Annotated in this window: 22 protein-coding genes and 1 pseudogene; 12 read left to right on the top strand and 11 right to left on the bottom strand. The window is 69.4% G+C overall.

Translation table 11 applies throughout. The features are described 5' to 3' along the window. Positions 1-202 precede the first annotated feature (202 nt). The 6 genes from ACIBJH_RS41930 (at position 203) to ACIBJH_RS41905 (ending at position 5336) form a co-directional block, all read left to right on the top strand. Complete coding sequence (locus ACIBJH_RS41930; RefSeq protein WP_200713468.1) at positions 203-2014, top strand: phosphatidylglycerol lysyltransferase domain-containing protein; 1812 nt, start codon at positions 203-205, stop codon at positions 2012-2014. A gap of 128 nt (positions 2015-2142) precedes the next feature. After that, positions 2143-3051 carry a dihydropteroate synthase gene (gene folP / locus ACIBJH_RS41925; RefSeq protein ID WP_399122208.1) on the top strand — a complete coding sequence of 303 codons (909 nt, stop codon included), beginning with the start codon at positions 2143-2145 and terminating at the stop codon, positions 3049-3051. Continuing rightward, positions 3048-3551: a nuclear transport factor 2 family protein gene (locus tag ACIBJH_RS41920; RefSeq protein ID WP_399122207.1), complete on the top strand. Its 504-nt coding sequence runs from the start codon at positions 3048-3050 to the stop codon at positions 3549-3551. The genes folP and ACIBJH_RS41920 overlap by 4 nt, the downstream gene beginning before the upstream one ends. Before the next feature lie 269 nt (positions 3552-3820). After that, positions 3821-4180, top strand: a complete 360-nt coding sequence (gene folB, locus ACIBJH_RS41915; protein ID WP_399122206.1) for a dihydroneopterin aldolase — start codon at positions 3821-3823, stop codon at positions 4178-4180. Beyond that, positions 4177-4788 (top strand): 2-amino-4-hydroxy-6-hydroxymethyldihydropteridine diphosphokinase, encoded by a 612-nt coding sequence (gene folK / locus ACIBJH_RS41910; protein ID WP_399122205.1) that lies wholly within the window; start codon positions 4177-4179, stop codon positions 4786-4788. The genes folB and folK overlap by 4 nt, the downstream gene beginning before the upstream one ends. Before the next feature lie 59 nt (positions 4789-4847). Further along, positions 4848-5336, top strand: a complete 489-nt coding sequence (locus tag ACIBJH_RS41905; RefSeq protein ID WP_026178785.1) for a DUF3180 domain-containing protein — start codon at positions 4848-4850, stop codon at positions 5334-5336. Between the two features lie 83 nt (positions 5337-5419). On the opposite strand, the gene folE is transcribed toward ACIBJH_RS41905, so the two are convergent. The 6 genes from folE to dacB form a co-directional block, all read right to left on the bottom strand. Beyond that, complete coding sequence (gene folE / locus ACIBJH_RS41900; protein ID WP_399122203.1) at positions 5420-6025, bottom strand: GTP cyclohydrolase I FolE; 606 nt, start codon at positions 6023-6025, stop codon at positions 5420-5422. Positions 6026-6158: 133 nt separating this feature from the next. Then, positions 6159-8192 (bottom strand): ATP-dependent zinc metalloprotease FtsH, encoded by a 2034-nt coding sequence (ftsH, locus tag ACIBJH_RS41895; protein WP_399122202.1) that lies wholly within the window; start codon positions 8190-8192, stop codon positions 6159-6161. Between the two features lie 186 nt (positions 8193-8378). Beyond that, positions 8379-8939, bottom strand: coding sequence for a hypoxanthine phosphoribosyltransferase (gene hpt / locus ACIBJH_RS41890; RefSeq protein ID WP_019070220.1), 561 nt, complete (start codon positions 8937-8939; stop codon positions 8379-8381). Positions 8940-9004: 65 nt separating this feature from the next. After that, positions 9005-10045, bottom strand: coding sequence for a tRNA lysidine(34) synthetase TilS (tilS, locus tag ACIBJH_RS41885; protein WP_399122201.1), 1041 nt, complete (start codon positions 10043-10045; stop codon positions 9005-9007). Positions 10046-10238: 193 nt separating this feature from the next. Beyond that, the gene (locus ACIBJH_RS41880; protein WP_200713461.1) at positions 10239-11360 is read right to left on the bottom strand and encodes a zinc-dependent metalloprotease; all 1122 of its coding nucleotides are present in this window, start codon (positions 11358-11360) and stop codon (positions 10239-10241) included. 79 nt (positions 11361-11439) lie between these two features. Next, positions 11440-13170 carry a D-alanyl-D-alanine carboxypeptidase/D-alanyl-D-alanine-endopeptidase gene (gene dacB / locus ACIBJH_RS41875; RefSeq protein WP_399122200.1) on the bottom strand — a complete coding sequence of 577 codons (1731 nt, stop codon included), beginning with the start codon at positions 13168-13170 and terminating at the stop codon, positions 11440-11442. A gap of 79 nt (positions 13171-13249) precedes the next feature. Here dacB and ACIBJH_RS41870 point away from each other — a divergent pair, with 79 nt between their 5' ends. Both ACIBJH_RS41870 and ACIBJH_RS41865 read left to right on the top strand, forming a co-directional pair. Then, on the top strand, positions 13250-13741 hold the full coding sequence (locus ACIBJH_RS41870; protein WP_019070224.1) for an inorganic diphosphatase: 492 nt from the start codon (positions 13250-13252) through the stop codon (positions 13739-13741). A 104-nt stretch (positions 13742-13845) separates the two neighbouring features. Then, positions 13846-15486 carry a threonine/serine exporter ThrE family protein gene (locus ACIBJH_RS41865; RefSeq protein WP_399122199.1) on the top strand — a complete coding sequence of 547 codons (1641 nt, stop codon included), beginning with the start codon at positions 13846-13848 and terminating at the stop codon, positions 15484-15486. A gap of 92 nt (positions 15487-15578) precedes the next feature. On the opposite strand, the gene ACIBJH_RS41860 is transcribed toward ACIBJH_RS41865, so the two are convergent. Continuing rightward, complete coding sequence (locus ACIBJH_RS41860; RefSeq protein WP_399122198.1) at positions 15579-16439, bottom strand: DedA family protein; 861 nt, start codon at positions 16437-16439, stop codon at positions 15579-15581. Positions 16440-16583: 144 nt separating this feature from the next. Between ACIBJH_RS41860 and ACIBJH_RS41855 the strand changes: the two genes are divergently transcribed. Then, entirely contained in the window at positions 16584-16949 is a 366-nt protein-coding gene (locus tag ACIBJH_RS41855) for a YbjQ family protein (RefSeq protein WP_043685301.1), read from the top strand. A 15-nt stretch (positions 16950-16964) separates the two neighbouring features. On the opposite strand, the gene ACIBJH_RS41850 is transcribed toward ACIBJH_RS41855, so the two are convergent. After that, on the bottom strand, positions 16965-17726 hold the full coding sequence (locus ACIBJH_RS41850; protein WP_399122196.1) for a MerR family transcriptional regulator: 762 nt from the start codon (positions 17724-17726) through the stop codon (positions 16965-16967). 109 nt (positions 17727-17835) lie between these two features. Here ACIBJH_RS41850 and ACIBJH_RS41845 point away from each other — a divergent pair, with 109 nt between their 5' ends. After that, positions 17836-19119, top strand: coding sequence for an ion channel protein (locus ACIBJH_RS41845; protein ID WP_399122195.1), 1284 nt, complete (start codon positions 17836-17838; stop codon positions 19117-19119). Between the two features lie 42 nt (positions 19120-19161). After that, positions 19162-20568: a glutamate decarboxylase gene (locus ACIBJH_RS41840; RefSeq protein ID WP_399122194.1), complete on the top strand. Its 1407-nt coding sequence runs from the start codon at positions 19162-19164 to the stop codon at positions 20566-20568. 46 nt (positions 20569-20614) lie between these two features. Here ACIBJH_RS41840 and ACIBJH_RS41835 read toward each other — a convergent pair. From ACIBJH_RS41835 to ACIBJH_RS41825, 3 genes and pseudogenes are all read right to left on the bottom strand, one after another. After that, positions 20615-21164, bottom strand: a pseudogene (locus ACIBJH_RS41835) (DinB family protein). A 131-nt stretch (positions 21165-21295) separates the two neighbouring features. Next, a complete protein-coding gene (locus tag ACIBJH_RS41830) occupies positions 21296-22756 on the bottom strand; it encodes an aldehyde dehydrogenase family protein (protein ID WP_399122193.1) in 1461 nt (486 codons plus the stop codon). Positions 22757-22846: 90 nt separating this feature from the next. Continuing rightward, the gene (locus tag ACIBJH_RS41825; protein ID WP_399122258.1) at positions 22847-23671 is read right to left on the bottom strand and encodes a helix-turn-helix domain-containing protein; all 825 of its coding nucleotides are present in this window, start codon (positions 23669-23671) and stop codon (positions 22847-22849) included. A 355-nt stretch (positions 23672-24026) separates the two neighbouring features. On the opposite strand from ACIBJH_RS41825, the gene ACIBJH_RS41820 reads away from it, so the two are divergent. Beyond that, positions 24027-24539 (top strand): ATP-binding protein, encoded by a 513-nt coding sequence (locus tag ACIBJH_RS41820; RefSeq protein WP_399122192.1) that lies wholly within the window; start codon positions 24027-24029, stop codon positions 24537-24539. The last annotated feature ends 16 nt before the right edge of the window (positions 24540-24555 follow it).

Genomic DNA, 24555 nt, shown 5'->3' with positions numbered 1-24555 from the left:
CCGCCCTGGCGGCACGCAACCTTCGCGTGCGTTTGCCCCGGGCTTTCCACTGCCTTTGAACCGGCTTTCCGGTGAGGAAGGAACCTCCTTCCCCTAGACACCGTCCTAGAGGGCGCAATGTCGCCGGATGCCCGAATCGGGCCCGGATCCAAGGTCTCTCGCAGAACTACGGGATGCGATGTCTGTCAGGATAGATGGGGAATTGTCGGGTGGGGTTCCGAGCCGGTCAGGCCGGGTCCGGCGCATAGTCCGAGGTCCGCGCCCCGAGGTCGTTCCCACGCTCGTCGCCAGGGCCTGCGCCCTCGTCGGCCTGCTGGACATCGCCGCGGGGGTGTTCCCGCGCTTCCGGCACAGCCGTATGCACACCATGGCCGAGGTGCTGCCGGGCGCGCTCGGCCCCTTCGCCGCCGCGCTCTCGCTCAGCGCCGGCGTACTGCTGCTGCTCCTCGCGCACGGGCTCAGGCGGCGCAAGCGCCGGGCCTGGCGGGCCGCGGTGGCGCTGCTGCCGGCGGGCGCTGTGGCGCAGTTCGCGTACCGGCACTCGGTCATAGGAGTCGTCATCTCGGCCGCGCTGCTCGCACCGCTGCTGATGCACCGCGACGAGTTCCGCGCGCTGCCCGACCCGCGCAGCAGGTGGCGAGCGCTCGCCAACTTCGTGCTCATGGGCGCCGGTTCCCTCGTCCTCGGACTGGTCATCGTCAGCGTCCACTCCAAGCGCATGGTCGGCGACCCGAGCCTGGCCGACCGGATCAGTCACGTCCTGTACGGCCTGTTCGGCTTCGAGGGACCGGTCGACTACGAGGGCAGCACCTCCTGGACGGTCGCCTTCTCCCTGGGCGCCCTGGGGCTGCTCACCGCCGTGACGACGATCTACCTCGCCTTCCGGCCCGAACACCCGGCCGCGCGGCTCACTCCTGAGGACGAGACGCAACTGCGCGCCCTCCTTGAGAAGCACGGCCGCCGCGACTCGCTCGGTCACTTCGCGCTGCGCCGCGACAAGGCCGTCGTCTTCTCGCCCAGCGGCAAGGCGGCGGTGACGTACCGCGTCGTCTCCGGAGTGATGCTCGCCAGCGGTGACCCCATCGGCGACGTGGAGGCCTGGCCGGGCGCCATCGAGCGGTTCATGGACGAGGCGAAGGCCCACTCCTGGACGCCGGCCGTCATGGGCTGCTCCGAGACCGGCGGCGAGGTGTGGACCCGCGAGACCGGCCTCGACGCCCTCGAACTCGGCGACGAGGCGGTGGTGGACGTGGCGGATTTCTCGCTCGCCGGGCGCGCGATGCGCAACGTGCGCCAAATGGTGAAGCGCATCGAGCGGGCCGGCTACGAAACCCGGGTACGGCGTGTACGTGACGTCAGTGAGGGCGAGCTGGAGCGGATCCGGCTCGCCGCGGAGGCCTGGCGCGGCACCGACACCGAACGCGGCTTCTCCATGGCGCTCGGCCGCATCGGCGACCCCGCCGACGGCGACTGCTTCGTCGCGACCGCTCACAAGGCCGACGAACAGCCGGGCGAGTTCGGCGATCTGAAGGCGATCCTGCACTTCGTGCCCTGGGGCACCGACGGCATGTCCCTGGACCTGATGCGCCGCGACCGCGCGGCCGACCCGGGGATGAACGAACTGCTGATCGTCGCCTCCCTCCAGGCGGCACCGAAGCTCGGCATCACGCGCGTGTCGCTCAACTTCGCGATGTTCCGCGCGGCCCTCGCGCGCGGCGAGAAGATCGGCGCGGGCCCGGTGCTGCGGGCCTGGCGCGGGCTGCTGGTCTTCCTGTCGCGCTGGTTCCAGATCGAGTCCCTGTACAAGTTCAACGCCAAGTTCCAGCCCCGCTGGGAGCCGCGCTTCGTCGTCTACCGCGCCTCCGGCGACCTCCCCCGCATCGGCTTCGCCGCGATGCAGGCCGAGGGCTTCGTCAACCTCGCCCTCCCCCTGCCCCGCTTCCTCCGCCGCCGCAAGGCCGTGGCTCCGGCCTGCGCCCACGGGCTCGCGGAACGGGATGTGCGGGCCGCTTGAGCGACCGGGCCGGTCCGAGCGCGCACCCCGCCTCCGCGCGGGGTGCGCTCGCTCGGACCGGCCCCTTTGCATGCAGAGCATTCGGCCCGCGGGACCGTCGCCCCTCCCCCAAGGCCTACGCTGAACGCATGAGCAAGCAGAGCGGGCGCGGGCGCGTCGCGGGCCTTCCGGAATGGGACCGGTGCGCGGTCATGGGGGTTGTGAACGTCACCCCTGATTCCTTCTCCGACGGCGGCCGCTTCTTCGACACCACGGCCGCGGTCAAGCGCGGCCTCGGCCTGGTCACCGAGGGCGCCGACCTCGTGGACGTCGGCGGGGAGTCCACCCGCCCCGGCGCCACCCGCGTCGACGAGGCGGAAGAACTCAAGCGCGTCATCCCCGTAGTGCGCGGTCTCGCCTCCGAGGGCGTCACCGTCTCCGTCGACACCATGCGCGCCTCCGTCGCCGAACAGGCCCTCACCGCCGGCGCCGCCCTGGTCAACGACGTCAGCGGCGGCCTCGCCGACCCCGCGATGATCCCGGTCGTCGCCGCCTCGGGCGCCCCCTTCGTCGTCATGCACTGGCGCGGCTTCCTGGAGGGCGGCAACGTCAGGGGCGTCTACGACGACGTCGTCACCGAAGTCGTCGACGAGCTGCACGCGCGTGTGGAGGCCGTTCTCGCCGGAGGCGTCGCCCCCGACCGTGTCGTCGTCGATCCGGGCCTCGGCTTCTCCAAGGACGCCGAACACGACCTCGTCCTCCTCGCCCACCTCGACCGGCTGCTCGGTCTCGGCCACCCCCTGCTGGTCGCCGCCTCCCGCAAGCGGTTCCTCGGCCATGTCCTCGCCGGCCCCGAGGGAGCGCCCCCGCCCGCGCGCGAGCGCGACGCCGCCACCGCCGCCGTCTCCGCGCTCGCGGCGCACGCCGGCGCATGGGCGGTGCGCGTCCACGAGGTGCACGCCACCGCGGACGCCGTACGCGTCGCCCGCGCCGTCGAGGGAGCGCGCGCCCTCGGCGCCCACCCGGCCTCGCACCCCAGCTCCGAGGGAGCCCGGTGAGCGCCCCCCACACCGACGTCGAACAGGTCGAACTCGCCAACACGGCGTTCTACGAGACCCTGGAGCGCGGCGACTTCGACGAACTGTCCGACCTCTGGCTCACCCCCGCCGACCTGGGCGTCGACGAGGAGTACCACGACCCCGCGGACACCGGCGTGATCTCCTGCGTGCACCCGGGCTGGCCGGTGCTCACCGGACGCGGCGAGGTCCTGCGGTCGTACGCGCTGATCATGGCGAACACCGAGTACATCCAGTTCTTCCTGACCGACGTCCACGTCTCGGTGACCGGCGACACCGCCCTGGTCACCTGCACGGAGAACATCCTCAGCGGCGGCCCGGCCCCCGAGGACAGCGACGAACTCGGCCCGCTCGTCGGCCAGCTCGTGGTCGCCACGAACGTGTTCCGGCGCACCCCCGAGGGTTGGAAGCTCTGGTCGCACCACGCGTCCCCGGTCCTGGCCGAGAACGACGAGGACGAAAGCGACGACACACCCTCCTGAGCGGGTAGAGGCCCCCCGGAGGAGTCGACCGGGACCCATCAGGACCAAGAAGTGGTTGGAATCACGAACCGGCGGGTAGGGGCGGCTACCGACCCATGAGCCGCCGGGTTCCCCGGGGGAAACGGTCGGCGAAACCTGCGGGCCCGGACGGCGCCCACGCCCTCGCGGCCCGGCACTGTCAGTGCCCGCAGGTAGATTCGTTCGAGGCCGGTGTACCGCCCGCACCCGGTATGAACCGGCCACCACCGACGATTGCAGGAGTGATTCGCGTGGATCGTGTCGCGCTGAGCGGCCTCAAGGCCCGCGGGTACCACGGCGTGTTCCCGAAGGAGCGCGAGGAGGGCCAGACCTTCATCGTGGACCTCGTCCTGGGCCTGGACACCCGGCCGGCCGCCGACGACGACGACCTGACGAAGACCGTGCACTACGGCATCGTGGCCGAGGAGGTCGTGGCCGTCGTCCAGGGCGAGCCGGTCAACCTCATCGAGACCCTCGCCGAGCGCATCGCACAGACCTGCCTGAAGCACGAAGGGGTCGAGGAGGTCGAGGTGCGCGTCCACAAGCCGGACGCCCCGATCACCGTCCCCTTCGACGACGTGACCGTCACCATCACCCGGAGCCGAGTATGACCTTCTCGTTCACCGAGAGTCACAGCGACCCGACCGTCCAGCCGGTACCCGCCTCCGTGGTGCGGCAGGTGGACGCCGCCGACACCACCCTCAGCAACCCCAAGCGCGCCGTCATCTCCATCGGCGCCAACCTGGGCAACCGCCTGGAGACCCTCCAGGGCGCCATCGACGCCCTGGAGGACACCCCCGGCGTCCGCGTCAAAGCCGTGTCACCCGTCTACGAGACGGAGCCCTGGGGCGTCGAACCCGGCAGCCAGCCCTCGTACTTCAACGCCGTCGTCGTCCTCAAGACCACCCTGCCCCCGTCGTCCCTCCTGGAGCGGGCGCACGCGGTCGAGGAGGCCTTCCACCGGGTCCGCGAGGAGCGCTGGGGCGCGCGCACACTCGACGTCGACATCGTCGCGTACGCCGATGTCGTCTCCGACGACCCCGTGCTGACGCTCCCCCACCCGCGCGCCCACGAACGGGCCTTCGTGCTCGTCCCCTGGCACGACGTGGAACCCGAGGCGCAGCTGCCCGGCCACGGCCCGGTCGCCGCCCTCCTGGACGACATCACCCGTGACGGGGTCGCGCCCCGCAAGGACCTGGAACTCCGGCTGCCCGAGTAGTCGTTAAGGTCGAGACGACCACAACGCCCGGACAGGGCACGGGGAGCTGAAGGGACACCGTGAGAGAGCTGCGGATCAGGGTGCTGGCCGGCGTGTTCGTCGTCGCCGGAGTGCTGTCCTGGGCAGGTGCGCGACTGTGGAGTGCGGTGGGGACCCTGCCCAGCGTCCCGCTGGCCGCGCCGATCGTCCTCGCCGTGATCGCGGCGGTCCTGCTGGCCACGGCGCTCTCGCTGCGCGCCCGCCTCAAGGCACAGCGCGAGCGCCGCCCCGGCGCCAAGGGAGTCGACCCCCTGATGGCCGCCCGCGCGGTCGTCTTCGGCCAGGCCAGCGCCCTGGTCGCCGCCCTCGTCGCCGGCATGTACGGCGGCACGGGCGCCTACCTCCTGGAGTCCCTGGACATCCCGGCCCGCCGCGACCAGGCCATCTACGCCGGCTTCTCGGTCCTGGCAGGCATCGCGGTCATAGCGGCGGCGATCTTCCTGGAGCGCGTCTGCAAACTCCCGGAGGACGACGACAACAACGCGGCGGGCGCAACACCGGTCACCTAAGCGCACCGTTCACTTGAGGCGCCCCAAAGGGGCGCGGGGAACTGCGCGACCAGCCACAACGGAGCCGCACCAGACAGACGACCTCAGCGAGCCATGATCAAGCTCATCGCCTCATTACGGGTAGCGGAGTCCCGCAACTGCCCACGCACGGCAGACGTAATCGTCTTGGCGCCAGGCTTCCGCACCCCCCGCATAGACATGCACATGTGCTCGCACTCGACGACGACGATGACCCCCCGAGGCTCCAGGATCTGCATCAGCGAATCCGCGATCTGCGTAGTGAGCCGTTCCTGCACCTGCGGCCGCCGGGCATAGACGTCCACCAGCCGCGCCAGCTTCGACAGCCCCGTGATCTTGCCGTCGCTGGACGGGATGTACCCGACATGGGCGACCCCGACGAACGGCACCAGGTGATGCTCACACGAGCTGAGCACCTCGATGTCCTTCACCAGCACCATCTCGTCGTGCCCCAGGTCGAACGTCGTCGTCAGCACGTCCTCGGGCTTCTGCCACAACCCCGCGAATATCTCCTTGTACGCCCGCGCCACCCGCGCCGGAGTCTCCCTCAGCCCCTCCCGGTCCGGGTCCTCGCCGACCGCGATCAGCAGTTCGCGTACGGCGCTCTCGGCGCGCTTCTCGTCGAAGACGCCGATCGTTCCCTCGCCGTCCAGCGTCACGGGGTCGGTCATGTCGTGCCTCGTTCCTGTGCGGGTCACGCGTGTGCGGGACACACGCCTCAGCTGCGGGCAAAACGAAATGCCGCGTCCCCCAGGCTAAGACCAGGGGGACGCGGCATCCATTTCGGGCCGTGTGAGGCTCGCGTCAGTTGTCGGGGCGTTCCTCCGGGGCCTTCTCCAGCGTGGGAGAGGACTCGGCGGTCGCACCGGCGGTGATCGCGGGACCCGCGCCGTTCGATCCGTTCGTCAGTGACAGCTCCTTGGGGGAGAGCACCGGCGGGCGGGTGGACGGCGTACGGCGGGAGGAGCCGGTCCACGAGGGGCGGGCCGGGCGCTTCACGATGGGAGCGAAGACCTCGGCGATCTGCTCCTTGTTCAGCGTCTCCTTCTCCAGCAGCTGGAGCACGAGCGCGTCGAGCACGTCACGGTTCTCGACCAGGATCTCCCAGGCCTCGTTGTGCGCGTTCTCGATGAGCTTCTTGACCTCTTCGTCGACGAGCGCGGCGACCTCTTCCGAGTAGTCGCGCGGGTGCGACATCTCCCGGCCCAGGAAGGGCTCGGTGTTGTCGCCGCCGAACTTGATCGCGCCGAGGCGCTCGGTCATGCCGTACTGCGTGACCATCGCGCGGGCCGTGGCGGTGGCCTTCTCGATGTCGTTCGCGGCACCCGTGGTCGGGTCGTGGAAGACCAGTTCCTCGGCCGCGCGACCGCCCAGCATGTAAGCGAGCTGGTCCAGCATCTCGTTGCGCGTGGTCGAGTACTTGTCCTCTTCGGGCAGGACCATCGTGTAGCCGAGAGCACGGCCTCGGGAGAGGATCGTGATCTTGTGGACCGGGTCGGAGTTGGGGGAAGCCGCCGCGACCAGGGCGTGTCCGCCCTCGTGGTACGCGGTGATCTTCTTCTCCTTGTCCGACATGATCCGGGTCCGCTTCTGCGGGCCCGCGACCACACGGTCGATCGCCTCGTCCAGCATGGAGTTGTCGATCAGCTTGCGGTTGCCTCGGGCGGTGAGCAGGGCGGCCTCGTTGAGGACGTTGCTCAGGTCCGCGCCGGTGAAGCCCGGCGTGCGACGGGCGACCGCGGAGAGGTCGACGTCCGGTGCGACCGGCTTGCCCTTCTGGTGGACCTTGAGGATCTCCAGACGGCCCTGCATGTCCGGGCGGTCGACCGCGATCTGGCGGTCGAAGCGGCCGGGGCGCAGGAGGGCCGGGTCGAGGATGTCGGGCCGGTTCGTCGCGGCGATGAGGATCACGCCGCCCTTGACGTCGAAGCCGTCCATCTCGACGAGCAGCTGGTTCAGCGTCTGCTCGCGCTCGTCGTGTCCACCGCCGAGGCCGGCGCCGCGGTGGCGGCCGACCGCGTCGATCTCGTCGACGAAGACGATCGCCGGGGCGTTCGCCTTGGCCTGCTCGAACAGGTCACGGACTCGGGAGGCACCGACACCGACGAACATCTCGACGAAGTCGGAACCGGAGATCGAGTAGAAGGGCACCCCGGCCTCGCCCGCGACGGCGCGCGCCAGCAGGGTCTTGCCGGTGCCGGGGGGGCCGTACAGGAGTACGCCCTTGGGGATCTTGGCGCCGACGGCCTGGAACTTCGCCGGCTCCTGGAGGAACTCCTTGATCTCGTGCAGTTCCTCGACGGCCTCGTCGGAGCCCGCGACGTCCGCGAACGTCGTCTTCGGGGTGTCCTTGGTGATGAGCTTGGCCTTGGACTTCCCGAAGTTCATGACTCGGGAGCCGCCGCCCTGCATCTGGTTCATCAGGAACAGGAAGACGACCACGATGAGGACGAAGGGGAGCAGGGACAGCAGGATCCCGACGAAAGCGTTCTGCTTCGTCGGCGAGACCGTGTAGCCGTCCGGAATCTGCTTGTCCTGGTATTTGGTCTGCAGCGTGGCCGCGAGGTCCACGCCCTGGTCGCCGATGTAGCTCGCCTGGATCTTGGAGCTGCCCTCGACCTTGGAGCCGCTCTTGAGCGTGACCTTGATGGTCTGCTCGTCACCGGTGGTGATCTTGGCCGACTCGACCTTGTTGTCGTTGATCGCCTGGACGACCTGGCCGGTGTCCACCGTCTTGTAGCCGCCGGACGAGCCGACGACCTGCATCAACACGACCACGGCAAGGACGGCCAGCACGATCCACATGACCGGCCCACGGAAGTATCGCTTCACGTCCATCCATACGGAGCGAATTCGCTCCGTCCCTCCTGCCATAGTGAGTTTGATAAAGACAGTTCTTCTGACCGTACCCCAGCAATGTTGCCCGAAGTCGCACGGGACGGCTGGGAGACGTGTCTGCATGCTCCAACGGCGCGAAACCCGCTGGGGTTCCCGATCGTCTTACAGGGCTTGGGCCGAGTGGCCCTAGCCGCCGTAGACGTGCGGCGCGAGCGTACCGACGAACGGGAGGTTGCGGTACTTCTCGGCGTAGTCGAGGCCGTATCCGACGACGAACTCGTTCGGGATGTCGAAGCCGACCCACTCCACGTCGATGGCGACCTTGGCCGCCTCCGGCTTGCGCAGGAGAGTGCAGATCTTCAACGAGTCGGGCTCGCGGGAGCCCAGGTTGGAGATCAGCCAGGACAGCGTCAGACCGGAGTCGATGATGTCCTCGACGATGAGGACGTGCTTGCCCTTGATGTCGGTGTCGAGGTCCTTGAGGATCCGCACGACACCGGAGGACTGGGTGCCCGCGCCGTACGACGACACGGCCATCCAGTCCATGGTGACGGGGGTGGACAGTGCCCGGGCGAGGTCCGCCATGACCATCACCGCGCCCTTGAGGACGCCGACGAGCAGCAGGTCCTTGCCCGCGTACTCCGCGTCGATCTTCGCGGCGAGCTCCACGAGCTTCGCGTCGATCTCTTCCTTGGTGATGAGCACCGACTGGAGGTCGTCACCCATGTCTTTCGCGTCCACCCGCATCACTTTCGGTCGTCCCACCGGCTACTACCTGGTCCCGCCCCCGGAGGTCCGGAGGGGGTGTCGATTCAGCCTTGCCGAATCACCAGTCTGCCACCCTGGCGCTGTGCGACGACTTTGCCCGGGAGATTGATGGCTCCCTGGCCGCGCCAGCCGGTGATCAGGCGGTCCACTTCCTCGATGTGCCGGGCGAACAGCGAACCGGCCGGGGCGCCCGCCTGGATGGCGGCACGGCGCAGGATGCGACGGCGTACGGCGGGCGGCAGGGCGTAGAGCTTGGCGCACTCCAGGAGGCCGGTGGCGTCCCGTACGGAGGCCTCGGCCTGGCTGGCCCAGGTGTCGAGGGCGTCGGCGTCGTCCCGGGAGAGCTGCGCGGTACGGGCCAGCGCTTCTACGACCCCTTTGCCGAGCGCCTTCTCCAGGGCGGGCAGGCCTTCGTGGCGCAGCCGGGAGCGGGTGTAGGCGGGGTCGGCGTTGTGCGGGTCGTCCCAGACGGGCAGCGACTGGACCATGCACGCCTTGCGGGCGGTCTGCCGGTCGAGCTGGAGGAAGGGGCGGCGGTAACGGCCGTCGGCCCCCGAGACCGCGGCCATTCCGGACAGGGAACGGATGCCGGAGCCGCGGGCGAGGCCCAGCAGGACGGTTTCCGCCTGGTCGTCGCGGGTGTGGCCGAGCAGGACGGCGGCGGCGCCGTGGCGGGCGGCGCAGGCGTCGAGGGCGGCGTAGCGGGCGTCCCGGGCGGCTGCCTCGGGGCCGCCCTCGCGGCCCACGGTCACGGCGGTGGCCTCGACGGGGTCCAGGCCCAGTTCGCGCAGGCGCAGGACGACCTCGTCGGCGCGCAGGTCGGAGCCGGCCTGGAGGCCGTGGTCGACGGTGATGCCGCCGGCCCGGATGCCGAGTTTGGGTGCTTCGAAGGCGAGAGCGGAGGCGAGCGCCATGGAGTCGGCGCCGCCTGAGCACGCCACGAGCACGAGCGGCGAGGGCGGGCGCTCGTGCGGGGTGTGCCGGGAGGCGCCGACGGTCTGCAGGGCCTCGTGGTCGGTGAGGATGTCGTGGAGGACGCGGCGGACCGCCAGGCGTATCGCCGCGACCGCAGGATGGGGACCCATGTCCGGTTCCCTTCATGAAGTTTTCGGGGGGTTGGCCCGAGATCCGGTCACTCAGAGTGTGTAGATGGTGACAGAACCGGGGCGTTCCCCGAGCATCGCACGCCTACCCATCGCTCACGGTCCCTCGGACGGGTGATTGCGGGGGCGTTCGCCTGCCGTCGGCCGAATCCGTTTCACCCCGTCCGCGACCGGTTCACGACTCGGCCTTGCGGTGCACCCGCGCGACCCAGTCCGCCGGTTTGGCGATCTCCGTCTTCGTCGGCAACGTGTTCGGGGAGGTCCAGACACGGTTGAAGCCGTCCATGCCCACCTGTTCGACGACCGCGCGTACGAACCGCTCGCCGTCCCGGTACTGCCTCAGCTTGGCGTCCAGGCCCAGCAGCTTGCGCAGCGCCGAGTCCAGCCGGGAGGCGCCCTTGGCGCGCCGCTGCTGGAACTTCTCGCGGATCTCCGCGACGCTCGGCACCACGTCCGGGCCGACGCCGTCCATCACGAAGTCGGCGTGCCCCTCCAGGAGGGACATCACGGCGGTGAGCCGCCCGAGGATCTCCCGCTGCGCGGGCGTCTGCACGATCTCCACCAGGGACCGGCCCTCGTCGTCCTCCTCGCCCTCCGGCCGGCCACCGGCCAGCGACTGGGCGGCCTCCCGGATGCGCTCCAGGACGGTCATGGGGTCGACCTCGGTCTCCCCCAAGAACGACTGGATCTCGCCCTCCAGGTGATCCCGCAGCCAGGGCACGGCCGTGAACTGCGTGCGGTGCGTCTCCTCGTGCAGGCACACCCACAGACGGAAGTCGTGGGGCTGTACGTCGAGTTCGCGCTCCACGTGGACGATGTTCGGCGCGACCAGCAGCAGCCGCCCGCCCTTCGCCCCCGCCGGCAGCTCGCGGCTCGCCGGGGCGAACGTCTCGTACTGGCCGAGCACGCGCGAGGACAGGAACGACAGCAGCATGCCCAGCTCGACGCCGGTCACCTTGCCGCCGACCGCGCCGAAGACCGCGCCGCCCGGGGTGTTGCCGCGCCGCTCCTGCATCTTGTCGAGCAGCGGCTTGAGGATCTCCCGGAACCCGGCGACGTTCGCCCGCACCCAGCCGGGGCGGTCGACCACCAGGATCGGGGTGTCGTGGATGTCGTCCGTGCCCATCCGGGTGAATCCCCGGACGTGTTGCTCCGAGGCCTTCGCATGCCGGCGCAGCTCCGCGACGACGGCCCGGGCCTCGTCACGGCTCACCTCGGGGCCCGGCCGCACAAGTCGGGTCGCGGTCGCCACCGCGAGATTCCAGTCGACCATCTCGGCACCACCGATGCTCGTCATGCGTCAACCGTACGTGAGCGCTGCCGCTTGGGGCAGGGCACGAGGTCGGTCCGCCTTGCGGAACGCCTGCCCACAGCGGTTACGAACTACAACCACAAGCCGCCAACGCCGTCGCTGTCCTGTCCAAAGCCGCCTGGGCCTCCAGTGTGTTCGTCGTGTTCGACGTCAGGAAGGCGAAGGCCAGGAGCTGGCCGTCCTTGTCCACGACCGTGCCGGCGAGCGTGTTGACGCCCGTCAGAGTGCCGGTCTTGGCGCGTACGACGCCTGCCGCGCCCGTGGCGTCCGTGTAGCGGGTCGTCAGGGTGCCGGTGAAGGCGGCGATGGGGAGGCCGGTGAGGACCGGGCGGAGTTCGGGGTGGGCCGGGGCGCCGGCCTTGACGAGGAGGGCGGTGAGGAGGTCGGCGGTGAGGCGGTCGTCGCGGTTGAGGCCGCTGCCGTCGTTGAACACCGCGCCCTTGACCGGGAGTTGAAGCTTCTTCAGCTGGGCGGCGATCGCGGCGGCGCCCCCGTCGAAGTCGGCGCGCCTGCCGGTCGCGACGGCGGTCTGGCGGGCCAGCGCCTCCGCGATGTCGTTGTCGCTGTTGGTCAGCATCCGCTCGACGATGTCGGACAGCGGCGGTGAGGAGACCGTGGCGAGGGTGTCCGCGCGCGCGGTCGCTTTCGAGGGCCCCGGAGACGTCGTCTTGATGCCGTGCCCCTCCAGGAAGCCCGCGAACTTCTCGGCCGCGTCCGCGGCCGGGTCCGGCACGCGCCGCACCGGACCGCTGGAGGAGTCGTCGGTACGGCCCTCGTCGGCCGTCAGGGCGCTGACCCGGGCGAGGTTGTCGTTGTCCCCGATCGGGTGGAGTTCGGAACCGGCGTACAGGGTCGTGTCGTACGACAGTGTCACCTCGCGCACGCCCCGCTTCTTCAGGGCGGCGGCCGTGCTGTCGGCGAGAGTCCGCAGGCTCGCCCAGCCCTCGGCGTCCTTGTGGGCGGTCAGGGTGGGGTCGCCGCCGCCGACCAGGACGAGTTCCTTGGTGTCGGGCTCCAGGGCGGTGCGGGTGGTGAAGCGGTGGTCGGCGCCCATCGCGGAGAGCGCGGCCACGGCGGTGGCGATCTTCGTGGTCGAGGCCGGGGTCAGGGCGTCGTCGGCGCCCACTCCGTAGAGGCGCTTTCCGGTCGACACGTCCACCACGGCGGCCGTGTGACGGGTGCCGAGCGCCGGGTTGTCCAGGAGGGGGTTCAGGACGTCCGCGAGGGCCGTTCCGGTCGGCGCGGACTTCACGGTGTTCGCGGAACCGCCGAGGGCGACGAGGACGGATGCGGCGCTGGGCGCGGGTCGGGGTGCCTTGGCGGACGTATCGGAATCACGGCCGTGATCTACGCCACCTGAACGTTCCTGTGCGACTGCGTGGTCCCGCTCGGCCGTACGCTGACCGGAGGAGTCCCAGGGACCGGCGGCGGTCACCACCACGGCGGCCAGCGCCATCCCTGCGGTGGTGGCGACGGCGGGGAAGCGCCAGGTCCTGCCGGGCCGCGGCAACTTCGCGACCCGCGGTGACACGGTTCGAACGAGCCGGGCGACCCGCGATGACACGGCGTCGGTGAGCCGCGTCACCCGGGGTTTCACAGCTTGGGCGATCCGTGCGACCGGGGGTCTGACGGCCTGGTTGATTCGTGCGACCTGGGGTTTCACGGCTTGCACGACCCGTGTGACCTGCGGTTTCACGGATTGCGCGGCCCGCTTGAGACGGGGCCGGACGGCTCGCGCGACCCGCGCCACTTGCGGTCTCGCGGCCCGCCAAGGCCTCAGCTCCGGCACGACCACCAGCCCCTTTCGCGATCACACACCTGCGTGAGGGACACTTAACCACCAGAACTATGTGCTGATCATGGAGGAGCCACCGGTGGAGTTCGACGTCACGATCGAGATCCCGAAGGGTTCGCGGAACAAGTACGAGGTGGACCACGAGACCGGTCGGATCCGCCTGGACCGTCGACTCTTCACCTCGACCAGTTACCCGGCCGACTACGGCTTCGTCGAGAACACTCTCGGCGAGGACGGCGACCCGCTGGACGCGCTGGTCATCCTGGAGGAGCCGACCTTCCCCGGCTGCCTCATCAAGTGCCGCGCGATCGGCATGTTCCGGATGACCGACGAGGCCGGCGGCGACGACAAGCTGCTGTGCGTCCCGGCGTCCGACCCGCGTGTGGAGCACCTGCGTGACATCCACCACGTGTCCGAGTTCGACCGCCTGGAGATCCAGCACTTCTTCGAGGTCTACAAGGACCTGGAGCCCGGCAAGTCGGTCGAGGGTGCCAACTGGGTGGGCCGTACGGACGCCGAGGCGGAGATCGAGCGCTCGTACAAGCGACTGAAGGAGCAGGGCGGCCACTGAGCCCCCTGTCCGCAAACGGGCCGCACGCGCACGCGTGCGGCCCGTTTGCATGTCTGTGCGCATACTGAGGATCACCGGAGGTGTCGTACAGGGAGTGCTACGGAGTGACGGAAGCGGAGGACCGCAAGCCGCTGTCGGACGAGGCCAAGAGCGCGTTCACGGCGCCCTCGGGAGTCGAAGCGTCGGTCGACGGGGAGTCTTCTACGACATCCGAGTTCGCCGTTCCACGCGGGCTCGACGTGACGGCACCGGCCGCCGACGAGTCCGAGGGATCGGCGTTCAGCCCGCCCAGCACCTACCGCGCCAGAGAGGCCCCGCCCGCCTTCACCCCACCCACCGGCATTCCCCTCGTCAGCCTCACCAAGGACGTGCCCTGGCAGGACCGGATGCGCACGATGCTGCGCATGCCGGTGACCGAGCGCCCCGCGCCGGAGCCGGTGCAGAAGCCGGACGACAGCGGCCCCGCCGTGCCGCGCGTGCTCGATCTGACGCTCCGCATCGGCGAGTTGCTGCTCGCGGGCGGGGAGGGCGCGGAGGACGTCGAGGCCGCGATGTTCGCGGTCTGCCGCTCCTACGGCCTCGACCGCTGCGAGCCGACGGTCACCTTCACCTTGTTGTCGATCTCTTATCAGCCCTCCCTGGTCGACGATCCGGTGACCGCGTCCCGGACCGTACGGCGCCGGGGCACCGACTACACGCGGCTCGCGGCCGTGTTCCGCCTGGTCCAGGACCTCAGCGACCCGGAAACCGCACTCTCCTTGGAGGACGCCTACCGGCGGCTCGCGGAGATGCGGCGCAATCGGCACCCGTATCCCGGCTGGGTGCTGACCGGGGCCAGCGGACTGCTCGCCGGCGCCGCCTCCGTGCTCGTGGGCGGCGATGTCGTCGTCTTCTTCGCCGCCGCGCTCGGCGCGATGCTCGGCGACCGGCTGGCGTGGCTGTGCGCGGGGCGCGGGCTGCCGGAGTTCTACCAGTTCACGGTCGCCGCGATGCCGCCCGCCGCGATAGGGGTCGCCCTCACGGTCGCCGACGTCGATGTGAAGGCCTCCGCGGTCATCACCGGCGGGCTGTTCGCGCTGCTGCCCGGGCGGGCGCTGGTGGCGGGCGTACAGGACGGCCTGACCGGCTTCTACATCACCGCGGCGGCCCGGCTCCTGGAGGTCATGTACTTCTTCGTCGGCATTGTGGCCGGCGTGCTGACCGTCCTGTACTTCGGCGTGAAGTTCGACGCCCAGCTCAACCCGGACGTGGCCCTCGGCAACTCCGAACGCCCCCTGTGGCAGATCACCGCGTCCGTCCTGCTGTCCCTGACCTTCGCCGTCCTGCTCCAGCAGGAACGATCCACCGTGCTGCTGGTGTCCCTCAACGGGGGTGTCGCGTGGTCGGTCTACGGGGCGATGCACTACGTCGCCGGGATCTCACCGGTTGCCTCCACGGCCGTTGCGGCGGGGCTCGTCGGGCTGTTCGGGCAGCTGCTGTCCCGGTACCGGTTCGCTTCGGCGTTGCCGTACACGACCGCGGCGATCGGGCCCCTGTTGCCAGGATCGGCCACGTATTTCGGTCTTTTGGCGATCGCTCAGAACGAGGTGGACAAGGGGCTGGTGTCGTTGGCCACGGCGGCGTCGCTCGCGATGGCCATCGCGATCGGGGTGAATCTGGGGTCGGAGATCTCGCGGTTGTTTCTGCGGGTTCCGGGGGGTTCGGCGGGGGCGCGGCGGGCTGCCAAGCGGACTCGGGGGTTCTGAGCGCCTAATAGCTCGGGGGGATCTGTGGGCTGCGAGTGCGGGTCGCGTGTGGCTGGTCGCGCAGTACCTCGCGCCCCTTTGGGGCGCTGCAGCTAGGACTGCGGATAGCCCTGGTTGTTGTACGGGGGGTACTGCTCGTACTGGTCGTACTGCTGCTGGTACGGCTGTTGTTGCTGGGGCTGCGCGTAGTACTGGTCGTAGCCGTTGTTCTGGTCGTACTGCTGCTGGGGCTGGGGCTCGTCGATGCGGCGGAGTTGGGTCGTCGAGTCGTCCATGATCACCGGGAACGGCTGGGTCGCCGCCGGGTCTCCGGGCTGCTCCTCGTGCCGCTGGGGTCCCTGGGGGGCCTTCTTGGCCTTGGAGCGGGCGCGCAGGAACTCGATGGCGATCGGGATCACGGAGACGAAGACGATCAGGATGAGGATCGCTTCGATGTTCTTGTGGACGAAGTCGATGTTGCCGAGCCAGGAGCCGAGCAGGGTCACGCCCGCGCCCCACAGGACGCCACCGATGATGTTGAACGTGAGGAACGAGCGGTACTTCATGCCGCTGACGCCGGCGATGATCGGCGTGAACGTGCGCACGATGGGCACGAAGCGGGCCAGGACCAGGGACTTGGGGCCGTACTTCTCGAAGAACTCGTGCGCCTTGACCACGTTCTCCTGCTTGAAGAGGCGTGAGTCCGGGCGGCTGAAGAGCGAGGGGCCGACCTTCTTGCCGAAGACGTAGCCCGCCTGGTCTCCGAGGATCGCGGCGACGCAGATCAGCGCGACGGCCGCCCACAGCGGGAAGTCCAGGGTGCCCGCGGTGATCAGCAGGCCGCAGGTGAACAGCAGCGAGTCACCCGGCAGGAAGAACCCGATGAGCAGGCCGGACTCCGCGAAGACCACGAGGAGCAGGCCCCAGATCCCGAACCGGTCGAGCATGGTGTTCGGGTCGAGGGTAAGCGTCATAACGGTTCCGGGCTCCTGAGAGGTGGAGAAAGGTGCCAGCGTCCAGGTACAGCCGCACAAAGCTATCAACGCGATGTGTCCGCCCCAGGTTCCACCGGTGTCTCCAGGATGCACTGTGCGCCGCATAGGACAAAGCTGTGAACCATGGGTATCGACGAATACGGCGGCGGCCAGGGGCCGCAGGCCGATGTGCTGGTCGTGACGACGAACGACGTTCCGGGGTACCGGGTCGAGCAGGTGATCGGCGAGGTGTTCGGGCTGACCGTGCGCTCACGGCATCTCGGCAGCCAGATCGGCGCGGGTCTGAAGTCGATGGTCGGCGGCGAGCTGAAGGGGCTGACCAAGACCCTCGTGCAGACCCGCAACCAGGCCATGGAGCGGCTCATCGAGCAGGCACGCGCGCGTGGCGCCAACGGCGTCCTGGCGTTCCGCTTCGACGTGACCGAGGCGGCGGACGTGGGCACCGAGGTGTGCGCCTACGGGACGGCGGTGGTGCTGGCCCGGGTGTGACTCCGGGCCGGGTCCCTAGGAGGTGTGCCGGGACGCGTTCGCCAGGATCGCCTCCCTGAGGTGTTCGGCCAGCCCCGGGGCCATGGAGTCGTAGAACGCCTTGAAGCGCTCGTCGGAGACGTACATCCCGGCGAGGCCGACGTGCATCTCGTAGGAACACGGGTAGAACCAGCGGTCGATGTGGAGCCGGTGTTCCTCGGCCATGTCCATGGCCGCCTCGGCGGTGGCCGGTTCGCCGGTGGTCACCAGGGTGACGTAGCGCTCGCTCCAGTCGTCGACCTCGGCCTGCAGGCGTTTCCAGTCGGCCTTGGTGTAGCGGGCGGCCCGGCGCTGCGACTCGGCGTAGGGCTCGGTGCCGCCCCAGCGCTGTTCGGCCTCTTCGGCGTACTGCTCGGGGTCCTTGTCGCCGAAGACCTCGAAGCGTTCCTCGGGGGTGAGATTGATGCCCATCGTGCGTGCCTCCATGGCGTGTTCCACGGCCTCGGCCATCTTCTGGAGCTTCTCGATCCGGGCGGTCAGCAGTTCGTGCTGGCGGCGCAGGTGTGCGCGCGGGTCCGTCTCCGGGTCGTCGAGCAGGGCCGCGACCTCGTCGAGCGGGAAGCCGAGTTCCCGGTAGAACAGGATCTGCTGCAGCCGGTCGAGGTCCGTGTCGCCGTAGCGCCGGTGGCCCGCGTGGCTGCGCCCGCTCGGGACGAGCAGGCCGATGTCGTCGTAGTGGTGCAGCGTGCGCACGGTGACCCCGGCGAATCCGGCGACCTGTCCTACGGAGTAGCCCACTTCCGCTCCCTTCTGTGTCCGCACTCCACGCTGAGGCCTCACGTCACGTGAGGTGCAAGTCCCGCACGCTCAAGATGTTCGGTCCGTTTTGCCCGCTTATGGTGAGCGCGTGGCCCAGGACAGCGCGCAACAGGCACCCGTTGCCCCTACGACTCCGGCGCGCACCCTGCTGCCGTCGATCGTCCCCGCTCTGGTCGTGGGCGTGCTCGCGAGTCTGCTGTACCTCGGGGTGAGCGCGGCGGCCGAGCAGCTCCAGCACGTGCTGTGGAACAACCTGCCGGACACCCTGGGCATCGGCCGCTACTCGGTGCTGTGGATGCTCGTCATGCTGACGGCCACCGGCATCGCCGTCGGGCTCGTGGTGTGGAAGGCGCCAGGGCACGCCGGTCCCGATCCGGCCACCATCGGGCTGGAGGCCGTGGCGCTGCCGCCCGTCGTGCTGCCGGGCCTGGTGCTGGCGACCGCGCTGATGCTCGCGGGCGGACCGAGTCTCGGGCCGGAGAACCCGATCATCGCCGCGAACGTGGCACTCACGCTGTGGGCGGGACGCCGGCTTGCGCCGCGGGTGCCGGGCGGGGCGTGGGGGGCGCTGGCCGAGTCGGCGACGATCGGGGCGCTGTTCGGGACGCCGGTGGCGGCGGCGCTGCTCATCTCCGAGGCGCTGGCCGGGCGGCAGACCAAGGGCGCCCTGTGGGACAACGTGTTCGCACCGCTCGCCGCGGCCGGGGTGGGCGCCATGACGACCACCCTGGTGGCCCATCCGACCTTCGACCTGCATCTGCCTCCGCTCGGCCGGCCCGGCTGGGGCGATCTGCTGGCCGTCCTGGTGCTGGCGCCGCTGGCCGCGCTGCTGGGGATGGCCGCCGTCTACGTGTTCCCGTACGTCCACGGCGCCTTCTCCCGGCTCGGGCACCCCATGCTGGCGCTTCCGGCCGGTGGACTGGTCCTGGGCCTTCTGGCGGCCGTGGGCGGCCAGCTGACGCTCTTCAAGGGGCTGGACCAGATCGCGACCCTGGCAGCCGATCCCGAGGGCTGGTCGGCGGGGCAGTTCGCGACGATGACGGTGGTGAAACTGGCCGCGATGCTCGTCGCCACGTCGTGCGGCTTCCGGGGCGGGCGCATCTTCCCGTCGGTGTTCATCGGCGTAGCCCTCGGCCTGTTCGCCCATGCGGTCGTACCGGCGGTGCATCCGGCGCTGGGTGTCGCTGCGGGCGTGCTCGGCATGCTCCTGGCGATCACCCGGCAGGGCTGGCTGAGCCTGTTCACGGCCGCGGTCCTGGTGGCCTCACCGGCGATCCTCGCCCTGCTCTGCATCGGTTCGCTGCCGGCCTGGCTGCTGGTGACAGGGCGACCGCAGATGCAGTTGCGCGCGGACGGAACTCCGGTCCGCTGACACCCGTTGATCCTTTTGATTCTTTCCGCAGGAGGCCCGCACATGCCGTTGCACAAAGGTCCCGAGCAGTCCGAAGAACGCCCCATGTCGGTCAACCCCTTCTACGGGGAGGCCAATCCGGTCGGCGGCATGACCGAGGCGCCGCCCAAGCACCGGCTCCCGGACGCGCCGCTCCCCCCGATGACGGCGGCTCAACTCGTGCACGACGAGCTGATGCTGGACGGCAACTCCCGCCTCAACCTGGCGACTTTCGTCACCACCTGGATGGAGCCGGAAGCCGGCGTCCTGATGGCGGAGTGCCGGGACAAGAACATGATCGACAAGGACGAGTACCCCCGCACGGCAGAGCTGGAAAAGCGCTGCGTGGCCATGCTCGCGGACCTCTGGAACGCACCGGACCCGTCCGCGGCCGTCGGCTGCTCGACGACCGGCTCCAGCGAGGCGTGCATGCTCGCCGGCATGGCCCTGAAGCGCCGCTGGATGCAGCGCAACAAGGACCGCTACCCGGCCGCCCGCCCGAACCTGGTGATGGGCGTCAACGTCCAGGTCTGCTGGGAGAAGTTCTGCAACTTCTGGGAGGTGGAGGCCCGCCAGGTCCCCATGGAGGGCGACCGCTTCCACCTCGACCCACAGGCAGCGGCCGAGCTGTGCGACGAGAACACGATCGGCGTCGTCGGCATCCTCGGCTCCACCTTCGACGGCTCCTACGAACCGATCGCCGACCTGTGCGCCGCCCTGGACGCCCTCCAGGAGCGCACGGGCCTCGACATCCCGGTACACGTGGACGGCGCGTCCGGCGCCATGGTCGCCCCCTTCCTGGACGAGGACCTGGTCTGGGACTTCCGCCTCCCGCGCGTGGCCTCGATCAACACCTCGGGCCACAAGTACGGCCTGGTCTACCCGGGCGTCGGCTGGGCCCTGTGGCGCGACAAGGAGGCCCTCCCGGAGGAACTGGTCTTCCGCGTCAACTACTTGGGCGGCAACATGCCCACCTTCGCCCTCAACTTCTCCCGCCCCGGCGCCCAAGTGGTGGCCCAGTACTACACGTTCCTGCGCCTGGGCCGAGAGGGCTACCGAGCCGTACAACAGTCGACCCGCAACGTGGCCCAAGGCCTGGCAGACCGCATCGAAGCCCTGGGCGACTTCCAACTCCTCACCCGGGGCACCGAGTTGCCGGTCTTCGCCTTCACCACAACCCCAACCGTCAAGGCCTACGACGTCTTCGACGTCTCCCGCCGCCTACGGGAGCGCGGCTGGCTGGTCCCGGCCTACACCTTCCCGGCCAACCGCGAGGACCTCTCGGTCCTCCGCATCGTCTGCCGCAACGGCTTCTCGGCAGACCTGGCCGAACTCTTCCTGGACGACCTGACGCAGCTGCTCCCCCAACTCCGGAACCAGCCGTACCCCCTGACCCAGGACAAGGGAGCGGCCACGGGCTTCCACCACTGAGGCGGAGGCGGCAGCGCACGGCACCGCCCCACACCCAACCGCCAGGTCACCCCCAGCTCGTGCCTTGCTCCTTCGCCACCAACTCGAACGCGGTCGCCCCGTCCAGGGACTCCCGGATGATGTTCGGCGTGCCCGGCGTGCCGGGCGGTCTCGCGGATCAGGTGCAGACAGACCCAGCGCACGGAGACCCGCCCCTCCGGCGGGAACCACGGCTGGTTCGGCAGCGGAAACGTGTCGTCGAGGCTGGGCACCGACCGCACATACGCCTCGGTCTCGGCGGCGACCTTCTCCCAGTAGGCGAGCTGCGACTCGACGGTCTCCCCGTCGACGAGCTGGAACGTCTCGTGCCAGTTGCTCTCGTCCCGCTGGATCGCCGGCGGCTCCTGCTTGGCCCGGGCGATCCATCCCTGCTCGACCTCGGCAGCGTGCTTGAGCAGCCCGGACAGGGAAAGCTCACTCGCACTGGGCTTACTGGCGGCCTGTTCCTCGGTCAGCCCGAGCAGCGCCCGGCGGATACCACCCCGCTGCTCCTCGATGAACGCGAGCAGCGCCCCGCGCTCGTCGCCCCGCGCCTCTGCCGCCACATGCGTGACCATGACCGTCGCCTTTCGCCGGTGCCGGCAGGAGGCCCGTTCCCCCTGCCCGACACCGACGAAGCCACGGGCCATTGAGGTCAGATTCTGTCCTCAATGGCCCGGCTCACGGCAACGTACTCAAGAAGGACGCGTCAGAACGGGAACCCGCTCCGCCCGTGCTGCACCGAGATCCACTTCAGCGTGGTGAACGCGTCCAGCATCGTGTCGCCGTTGAGGCGGCCGAGCCCGGAGGACTTCTCGCCACCGAAGGGGACGATCGGCTCGTCGTGGACGGTGCCGTCGTTGACGTGGAACATGCCCGTGTCGATCTGCTTGGCGAAGTTGACGCCCCGCTCGATGTCCCCGGTGTGCACCGCGCCGCTCAGCCCGTACGGTGTGTCGTTGACGATGGTCACCGCCTCCTCCTCGCCGTCGAACGGGATGAGGAAGGCGACCGGGCCGAAGACCTCCTGGCGGAGCAGTTCCGAGTCGGCGGGGAGGCCGGTGAGGACCGAGGGCGAGACCAGGTTGTCGTTGGTCGTGCCGTGGACCAGCGCCGTGGCGCCTTCCGCGATGGCCTGCTCGACGACACCCGAAAGGGCGTCCGCCTGCGAGGAGTTGATGACCGGGCCGATCACGGTCCCCGGGTCGCGCGGGTCGCCGACCTTGAGGGACTTGACCTTGGCGACGAACTTCTCGGTGAACTCGGGGGCGATCGACCGGTCGACGAGGACACGGTTCGCGGCCATGCAGACCTGGCCCTGGTGGACGTAGCGGCTGAAGACCGCCGCGTCGACCGCGTAGTCGATGTCGGCGTCGTCGAGGACCACGAGGGCGCTGTTGCCGCCGAGTTCGAGGACCGAGCGCTTGAACTGCGAGGCGCAGACGGTCGCGACGTGGCGGCCGACCTTGTCGGAGCCGGTGAAGGAGATGACCTTCGGGATGGGGTGCTCGATGAACGCGTCGCCGATCTCCGCGATGTCGGTGATGACGACGTTGAGCAGTCCGCCCGGCAGGCCCGCGTCCTCGAAGATCTTCGCGACCAGGGAGCCACCGACGATCGGGGTGTTCTGGTGCGGCTTGAGGACCACGCCGTTGCCCAACGCCAGTGCGGGCGCCACCGACTTGAGGGAGAGGAGGAAGGGGAAGTTGAAGGGGCTGATCACACCGACCACGCCCACCGGGAGGCTGTAGACGCGGTTCTCCTTGCCGTCGACCGGCGAGGGGATGATCCGGCCCTGGGGGCGCAGCGCGAGGTGGATCGCCTCGCGCAGGAACTCCTTGGCGAGGTGCAGTTCGAAGCCGGCCTTGAGGTGGGTGCCGCCGAGTTCGGCGATGATCACCTCGGCGATCTCCTGCTCGCGGTCCTCGATCAGCCGCAGGGCCTTCTCGAACACGGCGCGGCGGGCATAGGGGTTGGTCGCGGCCCACTTCTTCTGGGCACGGGCGGCGGCCTTGTACGCCTCGTCGACCTCGTCGACCGTGGCGATGGTGATCGACGCCAGCTTCTCGCCGTCGTACGGGTTGAAGTCGATGATGTCCCAGGAGCCGGTGCCCGGGCGCCATTCACCGTCGATGTACTGCTGAGCCAGGTCGGTGAAGTAGGACGACATGTGTGATCCCTCAATCGCTAGCAGACACGATCAACAGCAGACCCGATCATCGATCATCACGGTCTGATCACACGTCATCGTACTTGTGTTTCAAGAGAGTTGGAGGAGTCCCCGGAGAAGATCCCGGCTCTCGTCCGGGCCCGGACTGTCCTGCTGGAGCTCCTTCAGCGCCTTCTCGTACTGGGCCACGTCCTCGGCCTTGTCGAGGTACAGCGCGCTGGTGAGCTGCTCCAGGTAGACGACGTCCGACAGATCGGACTCCGGGAAGGAGAGGACCGTGAAGGCGCCGGACTCGCCGGAGTGGCCGCCGAAGCCGAACGGCATGATCTGCAGCCGGACGTTGGGGTGTGCGGAGACGTCGATCAGATGCTGGAGCTGACCGCGCATCACCTCGCGGTCGCCGTAGGGGCGGCGCAGGGCGGCCTCGTCCAGGACGATGTGGAAGTCCGGCGCGTTCTCGTTCACCAGGTACTTCTGCCGCTCCAGGCGCAGTGCCACGCGCCGCTCGACGTCGGCCTCGCTCGCGCCCTTCATACCGCGCCGGACGACCGCGCGGGCGTACGCCTCGGTCTGCAGGAGTCCGTGCACGAACTGCACCTCGTAGGCGCGGATGAGTGAAGCTGCGCCCTCCAGGCCCACATAGGTGGGGAACCAACTGGGCAGGACGTCCGAGTAACTGTGCCACCAGCCCGCTACGTTGGCCTCCTTCGCGAGGGAGAGGAGCGAAATGCGCTCTGCCTCGTCCGTGATGCCGTACAGCGTCAACAGGTCCTCTACATCCCGCGTCTTGAAGCTCACTCGCCCCAGCTCCATGCGACTGATCTTGGATTCGGAGGCACGGATCGAGTACCCCGCGGCCTCGCGAGTGATCCCACGTGCTTCCCGCAGTCGCCTGAGTTGCGAGCCGAGCAGCATCCGCCGCACCACCGATCCGGGCTCTCCCGCGCTCACGTTCGCCAAGCCTCCCCAACCGTCTTCAGGGGCCGCAGTCTGCCACTAAAACACTTCGAGCAGTACTCATTCGATTACAGAAATGGAAAGAAGGGGCTCCTGTTCACAGGAAGTTGTCAGGAAGCCGTCAGGAAGAAGCAAGGCCGGAGCGCGAGAACGGCGTGAAGTTGGCGGAAAAAATGGCCAACAAGCGGTACGGGAGGGTCCAATTCGGTCAGCTGCACGTGCATCTGCCCTTGCATCTGCCCTACGCATCCGAAACCATGGTCTCGCGCCACCGCTGCATCGCAACGACCGCGAATTCCCGGGAGTGCCTCGCATGGGGACGAATGGATCGACCATGCTCAAGCCGTTACGGCAGGGCCTTCCTCCGCTGGACCCCTCGGCCGTGTCCAGCGCGGCATCGTGTTCTCTGCCCGCCCGCTACGAAGCGGTGCGCGAGGCACGGCAGTTCACCCGTCGCACGCTCGACCAGTGGGACATAGGCGACCGCTTCGACGACGTCTGCCTGGTGGTCTCCGAACTGGTCACCAACGCGCTGCGGCACGCGCTTCCGGCCAACACCCCGCGCGCCGTGGAGCAGGGACCGCCGGTGCGGCTGCATCTGATGCGGTGGACCGAGCGGCTGGTGTGCGCGGTGCGCGACCCCAGTCACGACAGTCCCGTCGCCTGCGACTCGGAGGACTTCTCGGCGGAGTCGGGCCGCGGCCTGTTCCTCGTCGACTCGTTCAGCGACGGCTGGGGCTGGCACCCGCTGGCGGGCACGCTCAGCGGCAAGGTGGTCTGGGCGCTGTTCCAGCTGCAGCCGGACTGTCTGCGCAACGAGACGTGAGAACCGCGGCGCTTTT

The sequence above is a fragment of the Streptomyces sp. NPDC050548 genome, from assembly GCF_044457385.1.
Taxonomy (GTDB): Bacteria; Actinomycetota; Actinomycetes; order Streptomycetales; family Streptomycetaceae; genus Streptomyces.
The sequence above is the reverse complement of the archived record's forward strand: the minus strand, read 5'-3'. Positions and strand labels throughout refer to the sequence as shown.